The organism is Vibrio sp. 16 (genome assembly GCF_963681195.1).
Lineage (GTDB): Bacteria > Pseudomonadota > Gammaproteobacteria > Enterobacterales > Vibrionaceae > Vibrio > Vibrio sinaloensis_D.
The window spans coordinates 2,838,244-2,856,593 of sequence record NZ_OY808997.1; the positions used below are offsets into that span (position 1 = coordinate 2,838,244).

6 protein-coding genes, 3 tRNA genes and 6 rRNA genes are annotated in these 18,350 nt (G+C 48.1%); 14 read left to right on the top strand and 1 reads right to left on the bottom strand.

The genetic code is table 11. From position 1 onward, the window contains the following. Window positions 1–80 precede the first annotated feature (80 nt). From U9J37_RS13145 to U9J37_RS13210, 14 genes are all read left to right on the top strand, one after another. On the top strand, window positions 81–311 hold the full coding sequence (locus U9J37_RS13145; RefSeq protein WP_005475948.1) for a hypothetical protein: 231 nt from the start codon (window positions 81–83) through the stop codon (window positions 309–311). Window positions 312–438: 127 nt separating this feature from the next. Next, on the top strand, window positions 439–2,304 hold the full coding sequence (locus tag U9J37_RS13150; protein ID WP_039478571.1) for an assimilatory sulfite reductase (NADPH) flavoprotein subunit: 1,866 nt from the start codon (window positions 439–441) through the stop codon (window positions 2,302–2,304). Continuing rightward, window positions 2,304–4,040 carry an assimilatory sulfite reductase (NADPH) hemoprotein subunit gene (gene cysI, locus U9J37_RS13155; RefSeq protein ID WP_322413829.1) on the top strand — a complete coding sequence of 579 codons (1,737 nt, stop codon included), beginning with the start codon at window positions 2,304–2,306 and terminating at the stop codon, window positions 4,038–4,040. Before U9J37_RS13150 ends, cysI begins: the two co-directional genes overlap by 1 nt. After that, on the top strand, window positions 4,033–4,812 hold the full coding sequence (locus tag U9J37_RS13160) for a phosphoadenylyl-sulfate reductase (RefSeq protein ID WP_322413830.1): 780 nt from the start codon (window positions 4,033–4,035) through the stop codon (window positions 4,810–4,812). Before cysI ends, U9J37_RS13160 begins: the two co-directional genes overlap by 8 nt. 564 nt (window positions 4,813–5,376) lie before the next feature. Next, a 16S ribosomal RNA gene (locus tag U9J37_RS13165) occupies window positions 5,377–6,928 on the top strand. Between the two features lie 267 nt (window positions 6,929–7,195). Further along, a 23S ribosomal RNA gene (locus U9J37_RS13170) occupies window positions 7,196–10,084 on the top strand. Between the two features lie 90 nt (window positions 10,085–10,174). Continuing rightward, window positions 10,175–10,290, top strand: a 5S ribosomal RNA gene (rrf, locus tag U9J37_RS13175). 317 nt (window positions 10,291–10,607) lie between these two features. Then, a 16S ribosomal RNA gene (locus U9J37_RS13180) occupies window positions 10,608–12,159 on the top strand. Between the two features lie 64 nt (window positions 12,160–12,223). Then, window positions 12,224–12,300, top strand: a tRNA-Ile gene (locus tag U9J37_RS13185). 38 nt (window positions 12,301–12,338) lie between these two features. Then, a tRNA-Ala gene (locus U9J37_RS13190) sits at window positions 12,339–12,414 on the top strand. A gap of 262 nt (window positions 12,415–12,676) precedes the next feature. Next, a 23S ribosomal RNA gene (locus U9J37_RS13195) occupies window positions 12,677–15,565 on the top strand. Window positions 15,566–15,655: 90 nt separating this feature from the next. Beyond that, window positions 15,656–15,771: ribosomal RNA gene (gene rrf, locus U9J37_RS13200) — 5S ribosomal RNA — on the top strand. Together the 16S, 23S and 5S rRNA genes with 3 tRNA genes alongside form the textbook arrangement of a ribosomal RNA operon. Before the next feature lie 41 nt (window positions 15,772–15,812). Continuing rightward, window positions 15,813–15,889: transfer RNA gene (locus tag U9J37_RS13205), tRNA-Asp, on the top strand. A 269-nt stretch (window positions 15,890–16,158) separates the two neighbouring features. Further along, window positions 16,159–16,851 (top strand): DedA family protein, encoded by a 693-nt coding sequence (locus tag U9J37_RS13210; protein ID WP_005476255.1) that lies wholly within the window; start codon window positions 16,159–16,161, stop codon window positions 16,849–16,851. 56 nt (window positions 16,852–16,907) lie between these two features. On the opposite strand, the gene U9J37_RS13215 is transcribed toward U9J37_RS13210, so the two are convergent. Then, complete coding sequence (locus U9J37_RS13215; RefSeq protein ID WP_198135520.1) at window positions 16,908–18,287, bottom strand: cation:proton antiporter; 1,380 nt, start codon at window positions 18,285–18,287, stop codon at window positions 16,908–16,910. Between the last annotated feature and the right edge of the window lie 63 nt (window positions 18,288–18,350).

Consider the following 18,350-nt stretch of genomic DNA (forward strand, 5'->3'; position numbering starts at 1 on the left):
GAGCGTTATTTGTTCGCACTTTCGACGCTTTCTACCATCCTTACTCTAGGAGTTTTGTGTCCGATAGAGAAAGGAACCTCATGACGATTACTGAGCTAAGGAATCTATACAGGGAAAACAAATTGGTGGAGGCCATCATTGAACCTTCCGCTCAAGAGGGCGCTTGGATTGTTGAGTTTCGTCACGCCCGGGGCGGCTTTGTGCTGTTGACCGACTCTCACGGAGAGGAGTGTCAGTATATCGATCTCGATTTAGCGTCTAAATCTGCCATGGCGGTTGGTTTTCAACAAGTAAGAATCGAAGCCAAATAAAGATATAAACGCCTCTCTGCTTTAATCCTTTAATTCCAAAAGTTATAAAACATTCACTTCTATTCTTTCTTGTTATTAAAGAGAGTGGTTAATCTATCATCACGCAATGAATAGGGATGTCGTGACCATGTCTTTAAATAAGAAAGAGTCCTCTACTAACAACGGGCCTTCTCAGCAAGAATTACCTGCCATCGCTGCTCCACTCAATGACCAGCAGCTTGGCTCTCTTCAACAAACCGTCTCCGGTCTTTCCTCACAGCAGCTTGCATGGGTAAGTGGGTATTTTTGGGGATTATCGCAGGCTCAGCCTCAAACAACGGGCGCAGCTGCTCCAATTAATCAAGCCGCCGCTGCGGTAGCAGCGAAACCAGCTGGCAAACTGACCATCATTTTTGCTTCTCAAACGGGGAATGCGAAGGGTGTTGCCGAGCAGTTAGAGCAAGAAGCGAAAGCCCAAGGTATTGACGTCGCGCTGTTTGATGCCAGTGATTACAAAGGTAAGAACTTAGCGAAAGAAACGCACGTTATTATCGTGGCATCAACCAATGGTGAAGGCGAAGCGCCTGATAATGCCATAGAGCTGCATGAGTTTTTGCAATCCAAGAAAGCACCTAAGCTGCCAAATCTGAAGTATGGTGTTATCGGTTTAGGTGATTCAAGCTACGAATTTTTCTGTCAAACGGGCAAAGACTTTGACGCCTATCTGGCGAAGCAGGGCGCTAGTGCGTTTATTGATCGTATTGATTGTGATGTGGACTACGACGCGCCAGCAGCAGAGTGGCGTGCGAAAGCTCTTGAAACCGTCAAAGACGATCTCGCCTCTGGTCAAGAAGCGGATGTGGTTCAACTACCCGTTGGTCAAGCGGTAGCGGGGCACTCTCAATACAATAAGCAAAATCCATATACCGCGACCTTGTTAACTAGCCAAAAAATTACAGGCCGTGACTCAGGTAAGGATGTTCGCCACGTAGAAATCGACCTGACGGACTCAGGTCTGACGTACCAACCGGGTGATGCATTAGGGGTTTGGTTTGACAACAGCTCTGAGCTTGCCAATGCCATTCTCGGTAAGGTTGGTTTATCTGGCGTTGAAAGTGTCGAAGTTGACGGTGAAAGCCTCTCTATTCACAGCGCATTGGTGAGTAAGTTTGAAATCACCGCGGCGAACCCACAACTGGTGGCTAAGTTTGCAGAGCTATCGGGTAGCAAGAAGCTAGAAAAGCTGGTGGAAGACAAAGACAAACTGCGTGAGTACGCAAGTAATACTCAGGTAGTAGATGTCCTTTCTGAAAAGAAAACCAAACTCTCTGCGGATGAACTCATAGGTTTGTTGCGCCGTTTAACTCCTCGCCTGTACTCCATTGCATCGAGCCAAACAGAAGTTGATGAAGAAGTCCATCTGACCGTTGGCTTGGTTGAATACGATAAGGGTGATGAAAAACGCTATGGTGGCGCTTCAAGCTTTTTAGCTCAGCGCTTGGAAGAAGGTGGCGAAGTGAAAGTGTTTGTTGAAAACAACAATAACTTTAAGCTACCGCAAGATGATAACACTCCAGTCATCATGATTGGTCCAGGTACTGGTATTGCTCCTTTCCGCAGCTTTATTCAAGAGCGCGACAATCGTGAAGCAGAAGGCAAGAACTGGTTGTTCTTTGGTGACCGTACCTTTACGCAAGATTTCTTGTATCAAGTTGAGTGGCAAAAGTATCTGAAATCAGGCTTGTTAAACCGTCTAGATGTGGCCTTTAGCCGCGACCAAGCAGAGAAAGTTTATGTTCAACATCGTATCTTAGAAAACGCTGAGCAAGTGTGGCAGTGGCTTCAAGATGGTGCCTATATCTATGTCTGTGGCGACGCTACACGCATGGCGAAAGACGTTCATGAAGCTTTGATTCATGTTGTCGAGCAGCACGGAAAATTATCACGTGATGATGCAGAAGAATTTATCAATGAATTACGTAAAGCGAAACGTTATCAAAGGGATGTGTACTAATGACTTTTTCTACTGAAAATAATAAGCAAGTCGTACTAGGCGAAGAGTTAGGAAAGTTATCTGATAACGAACGTCTGAAAACTCAAAGCAACTTTTTGCGCGGAACCATAGAGCAAGATCTGGAAGACAAGATCACTGGTGGTTTTACTGCGGATAACTTCCAGCTCATTCGTTTCCACGGAATGTATCAGCAAGACGATCGCGATATTCGTAACGAGCGCGCTAAGCAAAAGCTAGAGCCACTGCATAACGTGATGCTTCGTGCACGTATGCCGGGCGGTATTATTAAACCTGAACAGTGGTTGGCGATTGATAAGTTTGCAACCGAACATTCGCTTTATGGCAGTATCCGTCTAACAACACGTCAAACGTTTCAATTCCATGGTGTACTTAAACCAAATATCAAGCTAATGCACCAAACGCTAAACAGCATTGGCATTGACTCAATTGCGACTGCGGGCGACGTAAACCGTAACGTGTTGTGTACGACTAACCCGATTGAGTCAGAGTTGCACCAAGAAGCTTACGAATGGGCGAAGAAAATCAGTGAGCATCTACTACCTAAAACCAAAGCGTATGCGGAAATCTGGCTAGACGGCGAGAAAGTAGAAACCACCGACGATGATGAGCCGATCTTAGGTAAAACTTATCTTCCTCGTAAGTTCAAAACAACGGTGGTGATTCCTCCGCAAAATGATGTGGATGTACATGCGAACGACCTTAACTTTGTCGCGATCGGTGAGAACGGTAAGCTGGTGGGCTTCAATGTCTTAGTGGGTGGCGGATTGGCGATGACTCATGGTGACACATCTACTTACGCTCGTCGTGCTGACGACTTTGGTTTCGTCCCACTAGATAAAACACTCGATGTGGCTGCTGCGGTTGTGACGACTCAACGTGATTGGGGTAACCGATCAAATCGTAAGAACGCTAAAACTAAGTACACTCTAGACCGTGTTGGTATTGATGTATTTAAGGCGGAAGTAGAGAAGCGTGCAGGCGTGAAGTTTGGCGAGAGTCGCCCATACGAGTTTACCGATCGCGGTGATCGAATTGGTTGGGTAGAAGGCATCGACGGTAAACACCACCTAGCGTTGTTTATCGAAAATGGTCGACTGCTAGATTTCCCAGGCAAACCACTCAAAACCGGTGTTGCTGAAATTGCCAAAATCCATAAAGGCGATTTCCGTATGACGGCAAACCAGAACTTAATTGTTGCTGGTGTGGCTAAGAGTCAAAAAGCCAAGATTGAGAAAATTGCTCGCGAGCATGGCTTAATAGATGACACTGTAAGTGAGCAGCGCAAAAACTCGATGGCATGTGTGGCATTTCCTACTTGTCCACTCGCGATGGCAGAAGCAGAGCGTTTCCTTCCTCAGTTTGTGACTGATGTAGAAGGCATCCTTGAGAAGCACGGGTTACCTAAAGAAGACAACATTATCTTGCGTGTTACTGGCTGTCCAAATGGCTGTGGCCGTGCGATGTTAGCTGAGATTGGTTTAGTAGGTAAAGCGCCTGGTCGTTACAACCTTCATTTAGGAGGTAACCGTGCCGGTACGCGTATTCCGAAGATGTATAAAGAGAACATCACAGATAAACAGATACTAGAAGAGATTGATCAGCTCGTAGGTCGTTGGGCCAAAGAGCGTGAAGCTGGCGAAGGATTTGGTGATTTTGCTATCCGTGCTGGCATCATTCAAGAAGTCAAAGTATCTAAGAGGGACTTGCATGCTTGATTCAATCGCTTCAAAACCAAAGTTAGCAGAGCTTCTCTCATTAACTAAGACAGAGCAAATACTGCAGCTTGGTCAAATTAATGCAGAGTTAGAGCAGCTAACCGCGCAGCAACGAGTAGCTTGGGCGTTAGAAAATCTTGAAGATCGGTTTGCTGTATCGTCGAGCTTTGGTATTCAAGCAGCGGTTATGCTGCATCTGGTCACTCAGCAAAAACCTGATATCCCCGTGATTCTGACAGATACGGGTTACCTGTTTCCAGAAACATATCGCTTTATCGATCTACTGAGTGAACAACTCACGCTCAACCTAAAAGTTTATCGAGCAAAAGAAAGTGCGAATTGGCAAGAAGCGAGATATGGCCAGTTGTGGGAACAAGGTATAGAGGGAATTGAAAAATACAACAAGCTGAATAAAGTAGAACCAATGAGGCGGGCTTTATATGAGCTAGAAGTCGGGACTTGGTTTTCGGGTCTACGTAGAGAGCAATCTAAATCTAGAGCCAGCTTGCCAATCCTATCGATTCAAAATGGTGTATTTAAATTCCTACCTGTAATCGACTGGACGAATAAAGATGTTCACTACTACCTAGAGGAGCATGGATTGCCTTACCACCCACTGCGTGATGAAGGTTACCTGTCGGTAGGTGATACGCATACAACTAAGAAGTGGGAGCCAGGAATGAGTGAAGAGGAGACTCGCTTCTTTGGTTTAAAGCGTGAGTGTGGACTTCATGAGGATGATGGCAACGAGCAAGACGGTTCGGGTATCTAGTTTATTCTCTTCTATATATATGAAGAAAGGCCGCAATGCGGCCTTTTCTTTTTGCTAAAAATAGCGATATGTGGATAACTCTGTGGGTATTGTGTTTGCTTTCTAGGGGTAAAGTTGGATAAATAAGGCTTTGAATGAAAAGTCGGCGGTTAAGCGTTATTTCTGCAGTTTTTTCAAAATAACGCTTGCCAATGTGAGCGCGATCTCTATAATGCCTCCTCGTCGACAGGGCAAGAGCTCATAAGGGTTCAAGCGAAGTCGGCGCGGTTTACTAGCCAAGCGGTAACGCTTGAAAAAAAGTTTGAAAAAAGTGGTTGACACTAAACTTTATCTCGCTAGAATGGCCGCCTCTTCTGAAGTGATGCGAATCACAAAGAAGAGAGCTCTTTAACAATATAAACCTATCAATCTGTGTGGGCACTCGTTGATGATAATCCAATTAGAAGCTTAGGCTTCAAATTAGGTTTCAATGAAACGAAGTGACCATTGAATCGAAAGATTCAGCACAGTCAATTCAAACATTACTTATGTAATGTTCAGTATTCATTGAGCCGACAAAATCTTAAATTGAAGAGTTTGATCATGGCTCAGATTGAACGCTGGCGGCAGGCCTAACACATGCAAGTCGAGCGGAAACGAGTTATCTGAACCTTCGGGGAACGATAACGGCGTCGAGCGGCGGACGGGTGAGTAGTGCCTGGGAAATTGCCCTGATGTGGGGGATAACCATTGGAAACGATGGCTAATACCGCATAATAGCTTCGGCTCAAAGAGGGGGACCTTCGGGCCTCTCGCGTCAGGATATGCCCAGGTGGGATTAGCTAGTTGGTGAGGTAAGGGCTCACCAAGGCGACGATCCCTAGCTGGTCTGAGAGGATGATCAGCCACACTGGAACTGAGACACGGTCCAGACTCCTACGGGAGGCAGCAGTGGGGAATATTGCACAATGGGCGCAAGCCTGATGCAGCCATGCCGCGTGTATGAAGAAGGCCTTCGGGTTGTAAAGTACTTTCAGCAGTGAGGAAGGCGGGTATGTTAATAGCGTATTCGTTTGACGTTAGCTGCAGAAGAAGCACCGGCTAACTCCGTGCCAGCAGCCGCGGTAATACGGAGGGTGCGAGCGTTAATCGGAATTACTGGGCGTAAAGCGCATGCAGGTGGTTTGTTAAGTCAGATGTGAAAGCCCGGGGCTCAACCTCGGAATTGCATTTGAAACTGGCAGACTAGAGTACTGTAGAGGGGGGTAGAATTTCAGGTGTAGCGGTGAAATGCGTAGAGATCTGAAGGAATACCGGTGGCGAAGGCGGCCCCCTGGACAGATACTGACACTCAGATGCGAAAGCGTGGGGAGCAAACAGGATTAGATACCCTGGTAGTCCACGCCGTAAACGATGTCTACTTGGAGGTTGTGGCCTTGAGCCGTGGCTTTCGGAGCTAACGCGTTAAGTAGACCGCCTGGGGAGTACGGTCGCAAGATTAAAACTCAAATGAATTGACGGGGGCCCGCACAAGCGGTGGAGCATGTGGTTTAATTCGATGCAACGCGAAGAACCTTACCTACTCTTGACATCCTCAGAAGCTTGTAGAGATACGAGTGTGCCTTCGGGAACTGAGAGACAGGTGCTGCATGGCTGTCGTCAGCTCGTGTTGTGAAATGTTGGGTTAAGTCCCGCAACGAGCGCAACCCTTATCCTTGTTTGCCAGCACTTCGGGTGGGAACTCCAGGGAGACTGCCGGTGATAAACCGGAGGAAGGTGGGGACGACGTCAAGTCATCATGGCCCTTACGAGTAGGGCTACACACGTGCTACAATGGCGCATACAGAGGGCGGCCAACTTGCGAGAGTGAGCGAATCCCAAAAAGTGCGTCGTAGTCCGGATCGGAGTCTGCAACTCGACTCCGTGAAGTCGGAATCGCTAGTAATCGTGGATCAGAATGCCACGGTGAATACGTTCCCGGGCCTTGTACACACCGCCCGTCACACCATGGGAGTGGGCTGCAAAAGAAGTGGGTAGTTTAACCTTCGGGGGGACGCTCACCACTTTGTGGTTCATGACTGGGGTGAAGTCGTAACAAGGTAGCGCTAGGGGAACCTGGCGCTGGATCACCTCCTTATACGATGATTATTGCGATGAGTGTTCACACAGATTGATGGTTTTGAAGCGTAAGCTTCGAGCTATTATTGCTCTTTAACAATTTGGAAAGCTGACAAATCAACAAATTATTGTTGATTGTAAAGTTCTCAATGTTTGTCTTTATGACAAACACCAATAAACACATTCAAGTGTTCTTGGAATTTGAGTCCGGCAAAATCGTGTCTGCACATGTATAAAAATGCAGACAACTTTGGTTAGTTGACTAGAAGACCCTTTGGGGTTGTATGGTTAAGTGACTAAGCGTACACGGTGGATGCCTTGGCAGTCAGAGGCGATGAAGGACGTATTAACTTGCGATAAGCCCAGATTAGGTAGTAAAAACCATTTGAGTCTGGGATTTCCGAATGGGGAAACCCACTTGCATAAGCAAGTATCGTTATGTGAATACATAGCATAACGAGGCGAACCGGGGGAACTGAAACATCTAAGTACCCCGAGGAAAAGAAATCAACCGAGATTCCGAAAGTAGCGGCGAGCGAAATTGGACTAGCCCTTAAGCTTTACACGCGTTAGACGAACGGTCTGGAAAGTCCGACGATACAGGGTGATAGTCCCGTAGTTGACGATGTGTGTTCAGTGAAATCGAGTAGGGCGGGACACGTGATATCCTGTCTGAATATGGGGGGACCATCCTCCAAGGCTAAATACTACTGACTGACCGATAGTGAACCAGTACCGTGAGGGAAAGGCGAAAAGAACCCCTGTGAGGGGAGTGAAATAGAACCTGAAACCGTGTACGTACAAGCAGTAGGAGCAGGCTTGTCCTGTGACTGCGTACCTTTTGTATAATGGGTCAGCGACTTATATTCAGTAGCAAGGTTAACCATCTAGGGGAGCCGTAGAGAAATCGAGTCTTAACTGGGCGTCGAGTTGCTGGATATAGACCCGAAACCAGGTGATCTAGCCATGGGCAGGTTGAAGGTTGAGTAACATCAACTGGAGGACCGAACCGACTAATGTTGAAAAATTAGCGGATGACTTGTGGCTAGGGGTGAAAGGCCAATCAAACCTGGAGATAGCTGGTTCTCCCCGAAATCTATTTAGGTAGAGCCTCGGACGAATACTACTGGGGGTAGAGCACTGTTAAGGCTAGGGGGTCATCCCGACTTACCAACCCTTTGCAAACTCCGAATACCAGTAAGTACTATCCGGGAGACACACGGCGGGTGCTAACGTCCGTCGTGGAGAGGGAAACAACCCAGACCGCCAGCTAAGGTCCCAAATTATAGCTAAGTGGGAAACGATGTGGGAAGGCTTAGACAGCTAGGATGTTGGCTTAGAAGCAGCCATCATTTAAAGAAAGCGTAATAGCTCACTAGTCGAGTCGGCCTGCGCGGAAGATGTAACGGGGCTAAGCTATAAACCGAAGCTGCGGCAATGACTTTTAGTCATTGGGTAGGGGAGCGTTCTGTAAGCCGTTGAAGGTGTGTTGTAAAGCATGCTGGAGGTATCAGAAGTGCGAATGCTGACATGAGTAACGATAAAGGGGGTGAAAAACCTCCTCGCCGGAAGACCAAGGGTTCCTGTCCAACGTTAATCGGGGCAGGGTAAGTCGACCCCTAAGGCGAGGCCGAAAGGCGTAGTCGATGGGAAACGGGTTAATATTCCCGTACTTCTTACAATTGCGATGGGGGGACGGAGAAGGCTAGGTGGGCCTGGCGACGGTTGTCCAGGTTCAAGTGCGTAGGCTTGAGAGTTAGGTAAATCCGGCTCTCTTTAAGGCTGAGACACGACGTCGAGCATCTACGGGTGTGAAGTCATTGATGCCATGCTTCCAGGAAAAGCCTCTAAGCTTCAGATTGTAAGGAATCGTACCCCAAACCGACACAGGTGGTCGGGTAGAGAATACCAAGGCGCTTGAGAGAACTCGGGTGAAGGAACTAGGCAAAATGGTACCGTAACTTCGGGAGAAGGTACGCTCTTGACGGTGAAGTCCCTTGCGGATGGAGCTATTGAGAGTCGCAGATACCAGGTGGCTGCAACTGTTTATTAAAAACACAGCACTGTGCAAAATCGTAAGATGACGTATACGGTGTGACGCCTGCCCGGTGCCGGAAGGTTAATTGATGGGGTTAGTGCTTGCACGAAGCTCTTGATCGAAGCCCCGGTAAACGGCGGCCGTAACTATAACGGTCCTAAGGTAGCGAAATTCCTTGTCGGGTAAGTTCCGACCTGCACGAATGGCGTAATGATGGCCACGCTGTCTCCACCCGAGACTCAGTGAAATTGAAATCGCTGTGAAGATGCAGTGTACCCGCGGCTAGACGGAAAGACCCCGTGAACCTTTACTACAGCTTGGCACTGAACATTGACCCTACATGTGTAGGATAGGTGGGAGGCTTTGAACCCGGTACGCCAGTATCGGTGGAGCCGTCCTTGAAATACCACCCTTGTAGTGTTGATGTTCTAACGTTGACCCCTCATCGGGGTTGCGGACAGTGCCTGGTGGGTAGTTTGACTGGGGCGGTCTCCTCCCAAAGAGTAACGGAGGAGCACGAAGGTGGGCTAATCACGGTTGGACATCGTGAGGTTAGTGCAATGGCATAAGCCCGCTTGACTGCGAGAATGACAATTCGAGCAGGTGCGAAAGCAGGTCATAGTGATCCGGTGGTTCTGAATGGAAGGGCCATCGCTCAACGGATAAAAGGTACTCCGGGGATAACAGGCTGATACCGCCCAAGAGTTCATATCGACGGCGGTGTTTGGCACCTCGATGTCGGCTCATCACATCCTGGGGCTGAAGTCGGTCCCAAGGGTATGGCTGTTCGCCATTTAAAGTGGTACGCGAGCTGGGTTTAGAACGTCGTGAGACAGTTCGGTCCCTATCTGCCGTGGGCGTTGGAAGATTGAAGGGGGCTGCTCCTAGTACGAGAGGACCGGAGTGGACGAACCTCTGGTGTTCGGGTTGTGTCGCCAGACGCATTGCCCGGTAGCTAAGTTCGGAATCGATAACCGCTGAAAGCATCTAAGCGGGAAGCGAGCCCTGAGATGAGTCTTCCCTGACTCCTTGAGAGTCCTAAAGGGTTGTTCGAGACTAGAACGTTGATAGGCAGGGTGTGTAAGTGCTGTGAGGCATTGAGCTAACCTGTACTAATTGCCCGTGAGGCTTAACCATACAACACCCAAAGGGTTTTGATGGACTCGATACAAGAATTACTTGATTGTGTTTTGAGAGCACAAACAGCTTTCCAGATTAAAGAATTTGCTTGGCGACCATAGCGATTTGGACCCACCTGATTCCATGCCGAACTCAGAAGTGAAACGAATTAGCGCCGATGGTAGTGTGGGGCTTCCCCATGTGAGAGTAGGACATCGCCAGGCTTTAAATTTGACCGATTTTCATTGAAAATCAGTCACCATAGAATTTTAAGAAATATCTTAGAGTTTTATGTTGACTTCAACAGTCAATCGCGTAATATACGCGTCCTGCTTAAGTGCTAAGGTGCTGAAAGCAAAGCTCTTTAACAATATAAACCTATCAATCTGTGTGGGCACTCGTTGATGATAATCCAATTAGAAGCTTAGGCTTCAAATTAGGTTTCAATGAAACGAAGTGACCATTGAATCGAAAGATTCAGCACAGTCAATTCAAACATTACTTATGTAATGTTCAGTATTCATTGAGCCGACAAAATCTTAAATTGAAGAGTTTGATCATGGCTCAGATTGAACGCTGGCGGCAGGCCTAACACATGCAAGTCGAGCGGAAACGAGTTGTCTGAACCTTCGGGGAACGATAACGGCGTCGAGCGGCGGACGGGTGAGTAATGCCTGGGAAATTGCCCTGATGTGGGGGATAACCATTGGAAACGATGGCTAATACCGCATAATAGCTTCGGCTCAAAGAGGGGGACCTTCGGGCCTCTCGCGTCAGGATATGCCCAGGTGGGATTAGCTAGTTGGTGAGGTAAGGGCTCACCAAGGCGACGATCCCTAGCTGGTCTGAGAGGATGATCAGCCACACTGGAACTGAGACACGGTCCAGACTCCTACGGGAGGCAGCAGTGGGGAATATTGCACAATGGGCGCAAGCCTGATGCAGCCATGCCGCGTGTATGAAGAAGGCCTTCGGGTTGTAAAGTACTTTCAGCAGTGAGGAAGGTGTTGTCGTTAATAGCGGCATCATTTGACGTTAGCTGCAGAAGAAGCACCGGCTAACTCCGTGCCAGCAGCCGCGGTAATACGGAGGGTGCGAGCGTTAATCGGAATTACTGGGCGTAAAGCGCATGCAGGTGGTTTGTTAAGTCAGATGTGAAAGCCCGGGGCTCAACCTCGGAATTGCATTTGAAACTGGCAGACTAGAGTACTGTAGAGGGGGGTAGAATTTCAGGTGTAGCGGTGAAATGCGTAGAGATCTGAAGGAATACCGGTGGCGAAGGCGGCCCCCTGGACAGATACTGACACTCAGATGCGAAAGCGTGGGGAGCAAACAGGATTAGATACCCTGGTAGTCCACGCCGTAAACGATGTCTACTTGGAGGTTGTGGCCTTGAGCCGTGGCTTTCGGAGCTAACGCGTTAAGTAGACCGCCTGGGGAGTACGGTCGCAAGATTAAAACTCAAATGAATTGACGGGGCCCCGCACAAGCGGTGGAGCATGTGGTTTAATTCGATGCAACGCGAAGAACCTTACCTACTCTTGACATCCTCAGAAGCTTGTAGAGATACGAGTGTGCCTTCGGGAACTGAGAGACAGGTGCTGCATGGCTGTCGTCAGCTCGTGTTGTGAAATGTTGGGTTAAGTCCCGCAACGAGCGCAACCCTTATCCTTGTTTGCCAGCACTTCGGGTGGGAACTCCAGGGAGACTGCCGGTGATAAACCGGAGGAAGGTGGGGACGACGTCAAGTCATCATGGCCCTTACGAGTAGGGCTACACACGTGCTACAATGGCGCATACAGAGGGCGGCCAACTTGCGAGAGTGAGCGAATCCCAAAAAGTGCGTCGTAGTCCGGATTGGAGTCTGCAACTCGACTCCATGAAGTCGGAATCGCTAGTAATCGTGGATCAGAATGCCACGGTGAATACGTTCCCGGGCCTTGTACACACCGCCCGTCACACCATGGGAGTGGGCTGCAAAAGAAGTGGGTAGTTTAACCTTCGGGGGGACGCTCACCACTTTGTGGTTCATGACTGGGGTGAAGTCGTAACAAGGTAGCGCTAGGGGAACCTGGCGCTGGATCACCTCCTTATACGATGATTATTGCGATGAGTGTTCACACAGATTGATGGTTTATACGTTTTAGAGACGATACTGGGTCTGTAGCTCAGGTGGTTAGAGCGTTCGCCTGATAAGCGAGAGGTCGGTGGTTCAAGTCCACTCAGACCCACCAATTTCCTTGAAGTTGGCATACAGTATCGACACCTTGATGGGGCTATAGCTCAGCTGGGAGAGCGCCTGCCTTGCACGCAGGAGGTCTGCGGTTCGATCCCGCATAGCTCCACCATCTTTAAGTGTTCTTCTTTCTTTAAATAGAAGGCAGAGTCTTTAAAAATGGTTTCATTAGAAATCTAGCTCTTTAACAATTTGGAAAGCTGACAAATCAACAAATTATTGTTGATTGTAAAGTTCTCAATGTTTGTCTTTATGACAAACACCAAACGACACATTCAAGTGTTCTTGGAATTTGAGTCCGGCAAAATCGTGTCTGCACATGTATAAAAATGCAGACAACTTTGGTTACTAACAAAGACCCTTTGGGGTTGTATGGTTAAGTGACTAAGCGTACACGGTGGATGCCTTGGCAGTCAGAGGCGATGAAGGACGTATTAACTTGCGATAAGCCCAGATTAGGTAGTAAAAACCATTTGAGTCTGGGATTTCCGAATGGGGAAACCCACTTACATAAGTAAGTATCGTTATGTGAATACATAGCATAACGAGGCGAACCGGGGGAACTGAAACATCTAAGTACCCCGAGGAAAAGAAATCAACCGAGATTCCGAAAGTAGCGGCGAGCGAAATTGGACTAGCCCTTAAGCTTTACACGCGTTAGACGAACGGTCTGGAAAGTCCGACGATACAGGGTGATAGTCCCGTAGTTGACGATGTGTGTTCAGTGAAATCGAGTAGGGCGGGACACGTGATATCCTGTCTGAATATGGGGGGACCATCCTCCAAGGCTAAATACTACTGACTGACCGATAGTGAACCAGTACCGTGAGGGAAAGGCGAAAAGAACCCCTGTGAGGGGAGTGAAATAGAACCTGAAACCGTGTACGTACAAGCAGTAGGAGCAGGCTTGTCCTGTGACTGCGTACCTTTTGTATAATGGGTCAGCGACTTATATTCAGTAGCAAGGTTAACCATCTAGGGGAGCCGTAGAGAAATCGAGTCTTAACTGGGCGTCGAGTTGCTGGATATAGACCCGAAACCAGGTGATCTAGCCATGGGCAGGTTGAAGGTTGAGTAACATCAACTGGAGGACCGAACCGACTAATGTTGAAAAATTAGCGGATGACTTGTGGCTAGGGGTGAAAGGCCAATCAAACCTGGAGATAGCTGGTTCTCCCCGAAATCTATTTAGGTAGAGCCTCGGACGAATACTACTGGGGGTAGAGCACTGTTAAGGCTAGGGGGTCATCCCGACTTACCAACCCTTTGCAAACTCCGAATACCAGTAAGTACTATCCGGGAGACACACGGCGGGTGCTAACGTCCGTCGTGGAGAGGGAAACAACCCAGACCGCCAGCTAAGGTCCCAAATTATAGCTAAGTGGGAAACGATGTGGGAAGGCTTAGACAGCTAGGATGTTGGCTTAGAAGCAGCCATCATTTAAAGAAAGCGTAATAGCTCACTAGTCGAGTCGGCCTGCGCGGAAGATGTAACGGGGCTAAGCTATAAACCGAAGCTGCGGCAATGACTTTTAGTCATTGGGTAGGGGAGCGTTCTGTAAGCCGTTGAAGGTGTGTTGTAAAGCATGCTGGAGGTATCAGAAGTGCGAATGCTGACATGAGTAACGATAAAGGGGGTGAAAAACCTCCTCGCCGGAAGACCAAGGGTTCCTGTCCAACGTTAATCGGGGCAGGGTAAGTCGACCCCTAAGGCGAGGCCGAAAGGCGTAGTCGATGGGAAACGGGTTAATATTCCCGTACTTCTTACAATTGCGATGGGGGGACGGAGAAGGCTAGGTGGGCCTGGCGACGGTTGTCCAGGTTCAAGTGCGTAGGCTTGAGAGTTAGGTAAATCCGGCTCTCTTTAAGGCTGAGACACGACGTCGAGCATCTACGGGTGTGAAGTCATTGATGCCATGCTTCCAGGAAAAGCCTCTAAGCTTCAGATTGTAAGGAATCGTACCCCAAACCGACACAGGTGGTCGGGTAGAGAATACCAAGGCGCTTGAGAGAACTCGGGTGAAGGAACTAGGCAAAATGGTACCGTAACTTCGGGAGAAGGTACGCTCTTGACGGTGAAGTCCCTTGCGGATGGAGCTATTGAGAGTCGCAGATACCAGGTGGCTGCAACTGTTTATTAAAAACACAGCACTGTGCAAAATCGTAAGATGACGTATACGGTGTGACGCCTGCCCGGTGCCGGAAGGTTAATTGATGGGGTTAGTGCTTGCACGAAGCTCTTGATCGAAGCCCCGGTAAACGGCGGCCGTAACTATAACGGTCCTAAGGTAGCGAAATTCCTTGTCGGGTAAGTTCCGACCTGCACGAATGGCGTAATGATGGCCACGCTGTCTCCACCCGAGACTCAGTGAAATTGAAATCGCTGTGAAGATGCAGTGTACCCGCGGCTAGACGGAAAGACCCCGTGAACCTTTACTACAGCTTGGCACTGAACATTGACCCTACATGTGTAGGATAGGTGGGAGGCTTTGAACCCGGTACGCCAGTATCGGTGGAGCCGTCCTTGAAATACCACCCTTGTAGTGTTGATGTTCTAACGTTGACCCCTCATCGGGGTTGCGGACAGTGCCTGGTGGGTAGTTTGACTGGGGCGGTCTCCTCCCAAAGAGTAACGGAGGAGCACGAAGGTGGGCTAATCACGGTTGGACATCGTGAGGTTAGTGCAATGGCATAAGCCCGCTTGACTGCGAGAATGACAATTCGAGCAGGTGCGAAAGCAGGTCATAGTGATCCGGTGGTTCTGAATGGAAGGGCCATCGCTCAACGGATAAAAGGTACTCCGGGGATAACAGGCTGATACCGCCCAAGAGTTCATATCGACGGCGGTGTTTGGCACCTCGATGTCGGCTCATCACATCCTGGGGCTGAAGTCGGTCCCAAGGGTATGGCTGTTCGCCATTTAAAGTGGTACGCGAGCTGGGTTTAGAACGTCGTGAGACAGTTCGGTCCCTATCTGCCGTGGGCGTTGGAAGATTGAAGGGGGCTGCTCCTAGTACGAGAGGACCGGAGTGGACGAACCTCTGGTGTTCGGGTTGTGTCGCCAGACGCATTGCCCGGTAGCTAAGTTCGGAATCGATAACCGCTGAAAGCATCTAAGCGGGAAGCGAGCCCTGAGATGAGTCTTCCCTGACTCCTTGAGAGTCCTAAAGGGTTGTTCGAGACTAGAACGTTGATAGGCAGGGTGTGTAAGTGCTGTGAGGTATTGAGCTAACCTGTACTAATTGCCCGTGAGGCTTAACCATACAACACCCAAAGGGTTTTGATGGACTCAAATAAGAATACTTTGATTGTGTTATAGAGAACACAAACAGCTTTCCAGATTAAAGAATTTGCTTGGCGACCATAGCGATTTGGACCCACCTGATTCCATGCCGAACTCAGAAGTGAAACGAATTAGCGCCGATGGTAGTGTGGGGCTTCCCCATGTGAGAGTAGGACATCGCCAGGCTTTAAATTATGGACACTTGCTTGTAGCGAGTACGCCACTGCGGAGTGGTAGTTCAGTTGGTTAGAATACCGGCCTGTCACGCCGGGGGTCGCGGGTTCGAGTCCCGTCCACTCCGCCATTTATTGAAGACCTCAGCAGAAATGCTGAGGTTTTTTCGTATCTGGCGAATCCTTTTTTGTTTCGATTCGAGTTAAAAGAGTGGCGCAGCGCTATACCATCGCCCTCAATATTAGAAAGCCTAGTCTGACGACTAGGCTTTTGTCGTTTTAGGAGAAGCTTAAGCCTTAGGTCTGGGCCTGCTAATCCTAACGATTGAATATCGTAATTGCAGATGTCTGGTCAAAGGGATAAAAGAGAGATAGTTAGGCATTTCTAGAGTTTATCAATATGTTGGATGCTCTTCTCTCTACACTTGCTGCTCTTTGGCAGCAAGATTTTTCTGTTCTACAAACACCAGGCAGTGCAGTGATGATTTACTGTGTTGTTGGAACACTGATTTTTCTTGAAAGTGGTTTCATCCCAGCAGCGCCGTTCCCGTGTGATAGTGTCGTCGTACTTTCTGGCACTTTAGCCGCAGTCGGAGTTCTTCATCCAATTTCGGTATTTGTACTGATATGTCTTAGCGCAGCGCTCGGAAGTTGGGTTGGCTATTTGCAGGGGGCTTGGTTAAACAAATTGCCTCGGGTGCAACGGTGGGTAAACTCGGTTCCGACTAACCGTATGATTCAGGTAGACGCATTATTAGGTAAACATGGTTTGGTGGCTTTGTTTTGTGCTCGCTTTATCCCTGTAGTTCGTTCTTTATTACCTTTGGTGATGGGAATGCGTGCCAGTCAAGTTCGACAGTTTCACTACTTTTCATGGGTAAGTGCATCTCTATGGACATTACTATTGTGCTCATTTGGCATGTTGTTACCTATGCTTCCGGAAAAAATCAGTAAGTATATAACTGTTGGCTTAATGGCTGCTCCGGTCGTAACTCTATGTCTTGCTATCTCGAGTATTCTACTTATCAAATTGCGTAAATCGTCATCCCAACCCATTGCTGAGCCTATACAAGAAGAGCTCTTCAGAAAGTAATAGATGTAAAAAAGGCAGCGACCTTCGCTGCCTTTTTACATATAAAGTGGTCTCTATTACTGTTCGGTGGTGTTTGCAGCTTCCATCTCTTTTTGGGCTAGCTTTGCTTTTTCGATCATAGGGGTGATCGTTGAACCTTGGATTAGTATAGAGAAGACGACTACCGAATAGGTCATAACCAAAATAATCTCTTTCACATCAATAAGCTTATCTTGAATGACCCAAATTCCAGATGGGATCGACAGAGCCATTGCCAGCGCTAGGCCGCCACGTAGCCCTCCCCAAGTGAGAATCTTGACTGACCAAGGGTTATACTTACGGTAGCGTTTGAACCCTATGTAGGAGAGAAATACGCTGATGTAACGGGCTGAGAGTACCAAAGGTACAGAGAATGCCATTAATATCCAGTCTTCTTTGTGGAACTCGAAGAGCAGCATCGACATGCCGATCAGTAGGAAGAGTACGCCGTTAAGGAACTCATCAACTAGCTCCCAAAAATGATCAAGGTGATCCTCACTCTCTTTGGAAAAGCCAATAAAGCGTGTCCAGTTGCCAATCATAATACCCGAGACGACCATGGCTAAAGGACCAGAGACATGCAGCACTTCAGCAAATGCGTATCCAGCGGTTGGAATACCAATCGTCAATAAGAGCTCCATTGAGTGATCATCAGTTGCGCTAATCAAGTAGTGAAACAGTAAACCTAGGGCGAAGCCATAAGCGATGCCGCCAATGGCTTCTTGAACAAACAGCATGCTGACACTGCCAACGGTCGGTGCTTCGCTGCCAAAAGCGATGGTATATAGAGTGACAAAAATCACTAACCCAAAGCCATCATTAAACAGTGACTCTCCTTCGATTTGGGTAGAAATTCGTTTTGGTGCATCGAGCTTTTTAACGATGGCCAGCACTGCAATCGGGTCTGTTGGAGAAATCAATGCACCGAACAATAAGCAGTAGACCAAATTAAATTGGATCCCGATTAGTTGGCAGAAGCCATATAAAGCGAAACCAATAAAGAAGGTAGAGAACAAGGTTGCCCCTAAAGCAAGTACGGTGATTTCCCACTTTTGATCTTTCAAGTTCGGCAGTTTGATGCCTAGTCCGCCGGCAAACAACAGGAAACCCAAGATCCCTTTGAGCAAAAAATCTTCGAAGTTAATGCTCGACATTGTCTTCGAAGCAATTTCTGTTAAGTGGAACCAATCATTTTGACCTGCGACCAAGATGAGTAACGATAAAATCATTGAGCCAGCAGTGATGGCGATTGTCGTTTGCATTTTTCCTATCTTGCTGTTTATGAAAGCAATCATCATCGCAGCAGCGGATAGAAAACATAGGGTGTAGTAGACCGACATAAAACTCTCTACATGTAACAAAATGTGAATAAGAATTTTGTTCCTAGCATGCTTAAATAGCAAACACTTTTTTGTCATGGAAGAGTGATAAATTTAGTTGTTTTAGACGTCTAGACTCCTTTAATTTGTGTGATAGGATGG